At 69.8% G+C, this 10,255-nt stretch carries 13 protein-coding genes and 1 pseudogene; 7 read left to right on the top strand and 7 right to left on the bottom strand.

What is annotated here, in order from left to right; genetic code table 11:
- Nucleotides 1-626, top strand: a 626-nt coding sequence (locus FHD68_RS15085) for an ATP-dependent helicase C-terminal domain-containing protein (protein WP_280115178.1), incomplete at its 5' end; no start/stop codon positions are given.
- On the opposite strand, the gene FHD68_RS15080 is transcribed toward FHD68_RS15085, so the two are convergent.
- From FHD68_RS15080 to FHD68_RS19075, 4 genes are all read right to left on the bottom strand, one after another.
- Nucleotides 623-949 (bottom strand): DUF2794 domain-containing protein, encoded by a 327-nt coding sequence (locus tag FHD68_RS15080; protein ID WP_045983091.1) that lies wholly within the window; start codon nt 947-949, stop codon nt 623-625. The two genes, FHD68_RS15085 and FHD68_RS15080, sit on opposite strands and share 4 nt — an antisense overlap.
- A 46-nt stretch (nt 950-995) precedes the next feature.
- Nucleotides 996-1,277 (bottom strand): I78 family peptidase inhibitor, encoded by a 282-nt coding sequence (locus tag FHD68_RS15075; RefSeq protein WP_045983098.1) that lies wholly within the window; start codon nt 1,275-1,277, stop codon nt 996-998.
- A 5-nt stretch (nt 1,278-1,282) separates the two neighbouring features.
- Nucleotides 1,283-1,777: a hypothetical protein gene (locus FHD68_RS15070; RefSeq protein ID WP_208863784.1), complete on the bottom strand. Its 495-nt coding sequence runs from the start codon at nt 1,775-1,777 to the stop codon at nt 1,283-1,285.
- Nucleotides 1,778-1,915: 138 nt separating this feature from the next.
- Nucleotides 1,916-2,554, bottom strand: coding sequence for a TetR/AcrR family transcriptional regulator (locus FHD68_RS19075; RefSeq protein WP_052714858.1), 639 nt, complete (start codon nt 2,552-2,554; stop codon nt 1,916-1,918).
- 231 nt (nt 2,555-2,785) lie between these two features.
- On the opposite strand from FHD68_RS19075, the gene FHD68_RS15060 reads away from it, so the two are divergent.
- A complete protein-coding gene (locus FHD68_RS15060) occupies nt 2,786-4,213 on the top strand; it encodes a Glu/Leu/Phe/Val family dehydrogenase (RefSeq protein WP_042252300.1) in 1,428 nt (475 codons plus the stop codon).
- Nucleotides 4,214-4,288: 75 nt separating this feature from the next.
- On the opposite strand, the gene FHD68_RS15055 is transcribed toward FHD68_RS15060, so the two are convergent.
- Nucleotides 4,289-5,236: an L-threonylcarbamoyladenylate synthase gene (locus FHD68_RS15055; RefSeq protein WP_127897761.1), complete on the bottom strand. Its 948-nt coding sequence runs from the start codon at nt 5,234-5,236 to the stop codon at nt 4,289-4,291.
- Between the two features lie 111 nt (nt 5,237-5,347).
- Here FHD68_RS15055 and FHD68_RS15050 point away from each other — a divergent pair, with 111 nt between their 5' ends.
- The 4 genes from FHD68_RS15050 to FHD68_RS15035 are packed head-to-tail and all read left to right on the top strand — an operon-like array spanning nt 5,348 to nt 8,907.
- Nucleotides 5,348-7,045 (top strand): acyl-CoA dehydrogenase family protein, encoded by a 1,698-nt coding sequence (locus tag FHD68_RS15050; RefSeq protein ID WP_127897762.1) that lies wholly within the window; start codon nt 5,348-5,350, stop codon nt 7,043-7,045.
- Complete coding sequence (locus tag FHD68_RS15045; RefSeq protein WP_164871391.1) at nt 7,042-8,061, top strand: MBL fold metallo-hydrolase; 1,020 nt, start codon at nt 7,042-7,044, stop codon at nt 8,059-8,061. Before FHD68_RS15050 ends, FHD68_RS15045 begins: the two co-directional genes overlap by 4 nt.
- A gap of 53 nt (nt 8,062-8,114) precedes the next feature.
- On the top strand, nt 8,115-8,267 hold the full coding sequence (locus tag FHD68_RS15040; protein ID WP_064503561.1) for an aa3-type cytochrome c oxidase subunit IV: 153 nt from the start codon (nt 8,115-8,117) through the stop codon (nt 8,265-8,267).
- A 16-nt stretch (nt 8,268-8,283) separates the two neighbouring features.
- Entirely contained in the window at nt 8,284-8,907 is a 624-nt protein-coding gene (locus FHD68_RS15035) for a hypothetical protein (RefSeq protein ID WP_127897763.1), read from the top strand.
- Here the strand turns inward: FHD68_RS15035 and FHD68_RS15030 are convergent.
- Both FHD68_RS15030 and FHD68_RS15025 read right to left on the bottom strand, forming a co-directional pair.
- Nucleotides 8,895-9,221, bottom strand: coding sequence for an AzlD domain-containing protein (locus FHD68_RS15030; RefSeq protein WP_045983097.1), 327 nt, complete (start codon nt 9,219-9,221; stop codon nt 8,895-8,897). The two genes, FHD68_RS15035 and FHD68_RS15030, sit on opposite strands and share 13 nt — an antisense overlap.
- The gene (locus tag FHD68_RS15025; RefSeq protein WP_084693827.1) at nt 9,202-9,999 is read right to left on the bottom strand and encodes an AzlC family ABC transporter permease; all 798 of its coding nucleotides are present in this window, start codon (nt 9,997-9,999) and stop codon (nt 9,202-9,204) included. The genes FHD68_RS15030 and FHD68_RS15025 overlap by 20 nt, the downstream gene beginning before the upstream one ends.
- A gap of 70 nt (nt 10,000-10,069) precedes the next feature.
- Between FHD68_RS15025 and FHD68_RS15020 the strand changes: the two are divergent.
- Nucleotides 10,070-10,255, top strand: a pseudogene (locus FHD68_RS15020) (hypothetical protein); the annotation flags it as partial.

The raw sequence follows: 10,255 nt of genomic DNA, 5'->3' as shown, positions 1-10,255 counted from the left end.
TGGGCGCGCTGGTGCTGTCGGACCGGCCCTGGCCCGACGCCCCGGCCGAGGCGATGGCCGCGGCCGCGTTGGAGGGATTGCGCCTGGACGGGCTGCCCTGGACCCCGGCCGCGGCGCGTCTGCGGGCGCGGATCGCGCTGGTGCCGGACCTTGGCTCTGTGGCGGATGTCGACCTGCTGTCGGATGGCGACTGGCTGCTGCCTTGGCTGGGCCGGGTGCGGACGCTGGCCGATCTGCGCGGGCTGGACCTGGTCGAGCCGCTGAAGGCGCGGATCGGATGGGCAGGCCAGCAGCGGCTGGACCAGGAGGCGCCGGGGCAGTTCACCACCCCCCTGGGTCGCCGCGTGCCGATCGATTACGGGGGCGCGGACCCGTCGATCGAGCTGCGCCTGCAGGAGCTGTTCGGCGTCACCCGCCATCCGGCGGTGGGCGGGCGGCCGCTGCGGATCACGCTGCTGTCGCCGGGCGGCAAGCCGGTGCAGGTGACGATGGACCTGCCGGGGTTCTGGGCCAGCTCCTATGCCGATGTCAGAAAGGACATGCGCGGCCGCTATCCGCGCCATCCCTGGCCCGAGGACCCGACCGCGGCCGATCCAACGGTGCGGGCCAAGCCGCGCGGCACCTAGTCGATGGGGCGGATCAGCTTGGCGTCCAGCACGCGCAGCACCTGGGCCAGATCGTGGCCGCGTTTCAGGATGCGCCCGTCCATCGCGATCACGGCATAGGCGCCCTGGGCCGCACGCAGCCGAGGACGTTTTTCGATCCGGTAGAGGGGGTGTTCGGCGGCGCGGCGAAAGACGCTGAACACCGCCGCGTCGCGCAGAAAGGACATGCCGTAATCGCGCCATTCACCCGCGGCCACAAAGCGGCCGTAGGTCGACAGGATCAGGTTCAGTTCCCTGCGGTCGAACACCACGCGGTCGGCATCGGGCGGGATCGCGTTCATCATGTCGGAATGGTGACAGCCCGTCGCGGCCGGCGCAACGCCAAACGGGTCAGAAGCAGCTGACCTTGGTGATGCGCCCGTTCACGCCGTATTCGATGTTCAGCCGGTCGGGGCGGAAATCGGCGGTGACCATGTCCTCGGGGCCGATGACGCGGGTGCCCAAGGGGAAGTTCATCGCCGACAGGGCCGTGCGGGGCTGGCCGATCAGGCCCTGATAGCCGGCGGCGCCGCATTCGTCGACGACCGGGGGCGGGGTCGGCTCGACATAGGCGGGTTCGCAGGCGGCAAGGGCCGTCGCGGCAAGGATCAGGGCAAGCGTGGTCTTGTGCATGGGGGTCATCCGCAATCGATCTTGGTGATGGTGCCGGTCGCATCCAGACGGAAGACGAGCCGGTCGGGGTCATAGTCCTGGGGTTCGATCCCGCGATACTCGACCACGCGATAGGCGCCGGGCAGGCCGAGAGTCGGGATCGTGCTGCCGGGCTGGCCCACGCTGGAGGCGTAGCTGCTGGCCTTGCACAGGTCGGGCTTGCGTTCGGTCACCCCGGTGATGCCGGTCGTCGCAGCGGGCAGGTCCGCCACCACGGGCGCCGCCGGGAAGGGGGCCGCGGCCGGATAGGGCGCCGTCGGATAGGGGGCCGGTGCGGGTGCCGCATAGGGCGCGGGCGCGGCGGCATAGGGCGCGGGCGCATAACCGGGCTGGGCCGCATAGGCAGGCCCCGCATAGCCGCCCGCGGGCGGCATGCGGTTCGGCGACGATGCGCAGCCCTGCACGGCCAGCGCCATGCCGGCAGCCATCGCGGCCCGAATCGTCCAGTCCTTGCTGATCATCGCCTGTCACCCCTGCCGGTCCTGTTTCCGGACCTTGTTCCCGCCAGCATAGGCCGCACCCCCGGCCTTGAGAAGCGGGGTGATGGATCACGTTTCGATCATCGCAGGAATGCAACAGCCCTTGGGCGCGTCGCCCCCTCAGGCGGCCTGCAGGCCGTAGGCCGACAGGAACAGTGCCGCTGCGTCGCGGGCGATCCGCGCGACCTGCGCGTCGGGCAGCGTGGTGCCGGTCAGCAGGGCGGGCTGCTGGACCTGCCCGGTGATCAACGCGACCAGCTGGCGGGAGGATTGACCGCTGTCATGGTCGCGGATCTGCCCCGCGGCGATCCAGCCGTCGATGATCTGCGCCAGGGGGGCCGCGACGCGGTTGGCCAAGGCGTCGTCATAGTCGCGCGCATCGTCGGGAAAGCGCGTCGATTCGGCGGTCATCACCCGCAGCAGGCTGAGCCGCGGTTCCGACAGCGCCCATGTCGCCAGGTCCGACAATACCCGCGGCAGCTCGGTCCGGGCTTGGGACGCAGGGTCCGCCGCGAAGGGCTGCTGGCGGAAGGCGCTATCCATCGTGGCGCGCAGCACCTCGCGGAACATCAGGGATTTGTCGGGGAAATAGCTGTAGAGCGTCGCCTTGGACACCCGGGCGGACCGGGCGATGTCGTCGACGCTGGCGGCCGCATAACCGTCGCGCAGAAAGATGACGGCAGCCCCGTCACGGACCTGATCGAACTTGCGGCCCCGCGTGATGCCGGGGGCCGGTGCATGGGTGGTATCGGTCTTCATTCTTCTTCCTTGGTTTCCATCCAAACACCGCGGATAGAGAGGCGGTTTCCCTATCAGCATAATAAATGGTGTGAAAAGGAAAACCCCGCCAAGGGCTGCGCGTCGTGCAAAAGCTGCTGGTTTTTATCGCAAACATGGCGCCGTCGGCGACGATCCGCTGTGGCGGCACCGGGCGGATTGGCCTAGCGTGCGGCCATATCGACCTTGCGCCGTCACCAGGAGGAAGCAGCAATGTCCGTCAACACGACCTCGTTCCGGGATTCAGTGGACCGCATGTTCACCCATGCCGCAGGCCTGATGAGCCTTGCGCCGGGGCTGGAGGAGAAGATCCGGGTCTGCAATTCCACCTATACGGTGCGGTTCGGGGTGCGGCTGCGCGGCCAGATCCACACCTTTACCGGCTATCGGTCGGTCCATTCCGAACACATGGAGCCCGTGAAGGGCGGCATCCGCTATTCGCTGGACGTGAACCAGGACGAGGTCGAGGCGCTGGCCGCCCTGATGACCTACAAATGCGCGCTGGTCGAGGTGCCCTTCGGCGGGTCCAAGGGCGGTCTGTGCATCGACCCCCGCGCCTGGAACGAGGACGAGCTGGAGCGCATCACCCGCCGCTTCACCTACGAGCTGTCGCGCCGCAACCTGATCTCTCCGTCCCAGAACGTGCCCGCGCCTGACATGGGCACCGGAGAGCGCGAGATGGCGTGGATGGCCGACGCCTACAAGCGGCTGCATCCCGATGACATCAACGCCAAGGCCTGCGTCACCGGCAAGCCGCGCACCGCGGGCGGCATCGACGGGCGCGTCGAGGCGACGGGCCGCGGCGTGCAATACGCGCTGCGCGAGTTCTTCCGCCATGACGACGTGATGAAGCAGGCCGGGCTGACCGGCGTGCTGGCGGGCAAGCGCGTGATCGTGCAGGGCCTGGGCAACGTGGGCTATCACGCCGCCCAGTTCCTGTCGGTCGAGGACAAGTGCCTGATCACCGGCGTGATCGAGCGCGACGGCGCCATCACCAACCCGCAGGGCATCAACATCGACGCGCTGCGCGGCCACATCCGCGCGACCGGTGGCGTCAAGGGCTTCATCGGCGGCGACTATCACGAAAACGGTCTGGCCATGCTGGAGCAGGAGTGTGACATCCTGATCCCGGCAGCGGTGGAAAGCGTGATCCACGCCGACAACGCCGAGCGCATCAACTGCAAGCTGATCATCGAGGCGGCGAACGGTCCCGTGACCGCCGATGCCGACGCGATCCTGCGTCGCAAGGGGATCGTCATCATCCCCGACATGTATGCCAACGCCGGCGGCGTGACCGTGTCCTATTTCGAATGGGTCAAGAACCTGTCGCAGATCAGCCTGGGCCGGCTGGAGCGCCGGCACGAGGAGGCCCGCGCCCGCATGATCGTCGAGGAGCTGGAGCGGCTGTCGGCCGATACCGGCCTGAACTGGACCCTGTCCAAGGGCTTCAAGGAGGCGTTCCTGACCGGCGCGGACGAGCTGGAGCTGGTGCGGTCGGGCCTGGACGACACGATGCGCGAGAGCTTCAAGAAGATGAAGGAGGTCTGGATCAGCAACCCCAAGGTCGAGGACATGCGCACCGCGGCCTATGTCGTGGCGATCCGGCGGATCTCGAACGTCTACAACTCTCTGGGGCTTTGAGGGGCAGGGGGCGCAAGGGGGGCGCTGCCCCCCGTCCTGCGGACTCCCCCCGGGGTATTTCCGGCAACGGAGAAATCAGGGTCGTGGGGCGGCGGCGCGACGCAGGCGGTCGTTGATCGCCAGGCCCAGCCCGTGGTCCGGGATGGGCGCGACCGAGATCGGGCGGCCCAGGGCGTCCGCGCGCCGCAGCAGGTCGAACAGGCGCGCGGCGGCCTGGGTCAGGTCGCCCGTGTCCGACAGGCTGAAGGGGCCGGGCGTGCCGAAGGCCAGATGCGTCTCTCCGGGTGCCGGGTCGGCGTTCAGGCGCAGGGACGATTCCGGCGCGTAATGGCTGGACAGCTGTCCGGGCGCGTTCGGGGCCGAAGGATCGGCCTGATGCGCGGCCAGGGGTTCGCCCAGGGCGGCGGCGATCGCCTCGGCAGGGATGCCGCCGGGACGCAGCAGCGTCGCGCGCCCGTCCTGCCAGCCGACGATCGTCGATTCCACGCCGACGGGGCAGGCCCCGCCATCCAGTACCGCCGCGATGCGCCCGTCGAGGCCCCCGTCCGGGTGCAGCACATGATCCGCGGTGGTCGGGCTGATCCGCCCCGAGGCATTCGCCGACGGTGCGGCCAGCGGCGCGCCGGATGCGCGCAGCAGCGCCTGCGCCACGGGATGGGCAGGAACGCGGATGCCGATCGTGTCCAGCCCCGCCGTGACCAGCCCCGCGATGCCCGCATCGGTGCGCAGCGGCACCACCAGCGTCAGCGCGCCCGGCCAAAAGGCCCGCGCCAGGGTCAGCGCCTGCGGCGGCAGGTCGGCGATGGCCTGCGCCGCGGACAGGTCCGCCACATGCACGATCAGCGGGTTGAAGCTGGGCCGCCCCTTGGCCTGGTAGATGCCGGCCACCGCCGCCCCGTCGCGCGCGTCGGCAGCCAGGCCGTAGACCGTCTCGGTCGGGATCGCCACGCAGCGGCCTTGGGCCAGCAGGCGGGCGGCCTGGGCCAGGCCGGCACAGTCGGAGATCAGTCGCAGGGTCTGCATTCGTGACGCGGGGTTTCGGTTGAGCCTGAAAGGACGGCGGCACAAGATGCCGCCAGCGCCCGTTGATAGACGCGCCGCGGCCCGATGCCAAGGCGCCAGGAGGAGAACCCGATGACCTACAAGGCCCCGACAGCCCAGATCGACTTCATCCTGACCCATGTCGTCCCCTTCGCCGACCTGGCCCGGACCGACCGCTTTGCCGAGGCCACGGCCGAGACCGCGACCGCCATCCTGTCCGAGGCCGGCAAGCTGGCCCAGAACGTTTTGGCGCCCCTGAACCGGGGCAGCGACCAGACCCCCGCGCGGCTGGAGAACGGCGTGGTGCGATCCTCGCCCGGCTTTGCCGACGGGTTCCGGGCGATTGCGGAGGGGGGTTGGGTCGGCGTGTCGGCCGATCCGGAGTACGGCGGCATGGGCCTGCCGCAGGCCCTGAACATGGCCGTGGCCGAGATGATGTCGGGCGCCTGCCTGTCCTTGCAGCTGAACCCGCTGCTGACCCAGGGCCAGATCGAGGCGCTGGAGCATCACGCCAGCGACGATCTGAAGGCGCGCTATCTGCCCAAGCTGATCAGCGGCGAATGGTCGGGCACGATGAACCTGACCGAACCGGGCGCGGGCAGCGACGTGGGCGCCCTGACCACCCGGGCGGAACCGGCGGGCGACAGCACCTATCGGATCAGCGGGCAGAAGATCTACATCACCTGGGGCGACAGCGACGTCACGTCGAACGTCTGCCACCTGGTGCTGGCGCGTCTGCCGGGCGCGCCCAAGGGGACGCGCGGCATCAGCCTGTTCATGGTCCCCAAGCTGATCCCCGACGAGCAGGGCGACCCGGGCGTCGCCAACAGCCTCAAGGTGGTCAGCCTGGAGGAGAAGCTGGGCATCCACGGCAGCCCGACCTGCGTGATGTCCTATGAGGGCGCCACCGGCTGGCTGGTGGGCGAGGAGAACAAGGGCATGGCGGCGATGTTCACGATGATGAACGTGGCCCGGCTTGGCGTCGGCATGCAGGGCGTGGGCGTGGCCGAGGCCGCGCTGCAGAAGGCCGTGGCCTATGCGGTGGACCGCAACCAGATGGGTCCGATCATCGGCCATCCCGATGTGCGCCGCATGCTGGCCACCGCGCAGGCCGAAGTCTTTGCCGCCCGCGCCATCGGCCTAGCCTGCGCCACCGCCATCGACATGGATCGCGCCACGGGGGATGCCGATCAGGCCGCCCGCGCGGCCTTCCTGACGCCGATCGCCAAGGCCTATGGCACCGACGTGGGCATCCGCGTGGCCGACATGGGCGTGCAGGTGCATGGCGGCATGGGCTATGTCGAGGAGACGGGCGCCGCGCAGTATCTGCGCGACGTGCGCATCACCTCGATCTACGAGGGCACGAACGGCATCCAGGCGATGGATCTGGTCGGACGCAAGCTATCGGACGGCGGAGAGGCCGCGATGCGCCTGCTGGACGAGGTGCTGGACGGGGCCAAGGCCGCGCAGTCCGCGCATCCCGAGCTGGCCCACCAGCTGTGGCAGGCCGCCGAGACCCTGCGCGAGGCGACCCAGGCCCTGCTGGAGCGTGACATGGCCGACCGTTTCGCGGGCGCGGTCGCCTATCTGACCGCCTTTGCGCGGGTGCTGGGCGGGCATTACCACCTGCGCGCGGCGCTGAAGGGCGGACCGGCGCATCTGGCGCTGGCGCGGGTCTTCATGGCGCGCGTCCTGCCGCGGTTCACCGGCGATCTGGCCGAGGCGCAGGCGGGCCAGGGCGACCTGACCGCGCTGAGCGATGCCGCGCTGGCGGGCGACTTCGCGGCGTGATCCGCACGCCGCATGACAGCCCGCCCGCCGAGGGGCAGGCCATCACCGTCGCCCCGGGCGTCTTGTGGATGCGCCTGCCGCTGCCGATGAAGCTGGACCATGTCAACGTCTATGCCTTCGACGATCCCGACGGCTGGACGGTGGTCGATACCGGCTTCGACACGGCGCGCACGCGCGAGATCTGGCAGGTGCTGCTGGACGGACCGCTGCAGGGGCGGCCGGTCGTGCGGGTGATCGGCACGCATCACCATCCCGACCATATCGGGCTGGCCGGCTGGTTCATGGAACGGGGCGCCGACCTGTGGATCAGCCGCACCGCATGGCTGATGGCGCGGATGCTGGTCCTGGACGTGCAGGACCGTGCCAGCCCGCAGGCGCTGGCGTTTTGGCGGCGGGCCGGGATGGCGGCCGAGATGCTGGACCGGCGCGCCAGCGACCGGCCCTTCAACTTTGCCGACGTGGTCCACCCGCTGCCTTTGGGCTTCACCCGCCTGGTCGAGGGCGACACGGTGACCTTCGGCGGCCGGCGCTGGCGGGTGGCGATGGGGCATGGCCATGCGCCCTGCCACGCGACGCTGTGGTCGCAGGACTGCGATCTGGTCATCGGTGGCGACCAGCTGCTGCCGTCGATCTCTCCGAACCTGGGGGTCTATCCGACCGAGCCCGAGGCCGACCCGGTGGGCGAGTGGCTGGAAAGCTGCGCCCGGCTGGCGGCGCTGGCGCGGGCCGACCACGTGGTGCTGCCGGGACACAAGCTGCCCTTCACCGGGCTGCCCTTCCGGCTGGAACAGCTGGTCCAGAACCACCGCGCCGGGCTGGACCGGCTGGCGCAGGCCCTGGCGGACGGCCCGCGTACCGCGGTCGGGTGTTTCGACATCCTGTTCCGCCGCCGCATCGGCGAGGCCGAGTACGGACTAGCCATGGTCGAGGCCGTGGCCCATGTGAACCACCTGCACCGCGCCGGGCGCATCCGGCCTGTGGGCGAAACGCAGGGTGCGGTGCTGTGGGGGGCGTGACAGCTGCGCCGCTTTCCGCTATCGCAGGATGAACGCAAACCGATGGGGCAGTGATGGCCGACTACGACAACAAACCCGAAGCGACCCAGGGAACGATGGACCTGACCGACCACAAGAAGACCTTCGCGGGCTTCATCCGCGGATCCACCTGGGTCATCGTCGGATCGCTGGCGGTCCTGGTCTTCATGGCCCTGACGAACGCCTGATCGGACGGGCGGGGACATGAAGCGACGCGTCTTCCTGGCGGCCACGCTGCCGGTCGTGCTGACCGCCTGCGGAGCCGACAACATCTGGGCCAGTGACGAAGCCGTGCGCGACGCGCGCTATGTGTCCGCCACGCCGACCTCGATCACGCTGTTCACGGTGATCGGCATCCCGCGCGGCGAGGGGGGCCATTCGGCGCTGATGTTCAACGGCAGCCAGCGCGTGATCTATGATCCCGCCGGCAGCTGGAGCCATCCGCGCATTCCCGAACGGCGCGACGTGCTTTACGGCATCACCGACAACTTCAAGAACTTCTACATCGATTACCACGCGCGCGAGACCTATTGGGTGGCCGAGGACACGATCCTGGTTCCGCGCGAGGTGGCCGACCTGGCGATCCGCCGGGCCGAGGCCAACGGTTCTGCCAACAAGGGCTTTTGCGCGATCGAATCGGGCAACGTCCTGTCCGGCGTGCCGGGGTTCGAGACGGTGCCGCGGGGGTTCTCTCCGCTGAAGCTGCGTGAATGGTTCCTGCGCCAGCCGGGCGTGGTGTCCAAGCGTCACTATGACGGCGACCCGGCCAACAACCACGACGTCCTGCTGCGCCAGAAGGACGGGACGATCGGCGGTTACAGAAGGTAAAGCAGGCCCGCCAGCGTGATGCCCCCGGCCAGGATGGCCAGCATCACGTTGCGGGTCAGCACGCCCACCGCCACGGTCGCGGCGGCGGCGGCCATGCGGGCCGGATCGGCGTTGCCGCCGGTCGCGGCGGGCCAGACGACCAGCGGCGCGACCAGCGCGGGCAGCACCGCCACCGGGGTATAGCGCAGCATCCGCAGCATCCAGTTCGGCAGGTCGCGGTCGCCCAGCGCGCCCAGGAACGACCAGCGGATCAGGTAGGTGCCGACGCCCAGCACCGCGATGATGACCCAGATCTCAGTCGCGGACGCCTGCATCGCGCGCCTCCTTGCGTTCGGTGCGGATCTCGACCAGGGCGCCGGTGGCCATGCCCAGGGGCGCGGCGATCAGCAGGCCCAGCCCCGACGGCAGCCCCGCCAGCGCCAGCGCCGCGACGATCGCGACAAAGCAGGCGGCCAGATGCGCAGGCGTGCGCAGCATCGGCGCGATCATCGCCAGGAAGGTGATGGGCATCGCGAAATCCAGCGCGATCCCCTCGGGGATGGCCTGGCCCACGGTGGCGCCCGCCCAGGTGGCGATCATCCACGGCACGCACAGAACCAGCGCCGTGCCGCCGAAATAGGCCAGCCGCTGCGCGATGGTCAGGCGCGGATACTGTTCGTAATGCTGGATCGACAGCGCATAGCTTTGGTCGATCAGCGCATAGGCGACCCAGGCCTTGTGGCCGGGTGTCGCGTCCCGCAGCCACGGCAGCAGGGACGCCGAATACATCGCCATGCGCAGGTTCACCGCCAGCCCGGACAGGATCACGATCAGCGCCGGCGCATTGTCGGTCAGCAGCTGCACCGCCGTGAACTGCGACGCGCCCGCCAGGACCAGCACCGAAAACCCCATGACCTGCGCCAGGTTCAGCCCGGCCTCGGTCGCGACCACGCCGAACAGCACCGCAAAGGGCACGATCACCACCAGGAAGGGCAGCGACTGGACGATGCCGTGGCGGAACGCGGCGGCCGGCGTCCGGGCCAATACGCGGATTGCCGCCTGATCGGCGGCGGCTTGCCGGGCCGAGGGCCTGGGTTCGGGAGCGGGGGACATGGCGCTTTCGTCTTCCTGCGTTTCGCGGCACCTTGCTTGCACGACACGCAAGGCAAGACAAGGCCAGCCGATGCAGATCCTGCACCCGATCCCCGACAGCCTGCTGCCCGCCGCGGCGGCGCTGTGGCGCGCGCATTTCGGGCGCGGACGCTGGCCTGCGCGGGTCCGCGCCGGGCATGGCGTGGTGGCGGTGGATGCATCCGGGGCGGTCTGCGGGGTGATGGGTCTGCGCGACGGTGCCGGCGGGTTCGCGCAG

The sequence above is a fragment of the Paracoccus marcusii genome, assembly GCF_006151785.1.
In the GTDB taxonomy this organism is placed as follows: domain Bacteria; phylum Pseudomonadota; class Alphaproteobacteria; order Rhodobacterales; family Rhodobacteraceae; genus Paracoccus; species Paracoccus marcusii.
Note: the sequence above shows the minus strand (reverse complement) of the source record. Positions and strands in the feature narration are given on the sequence as shown.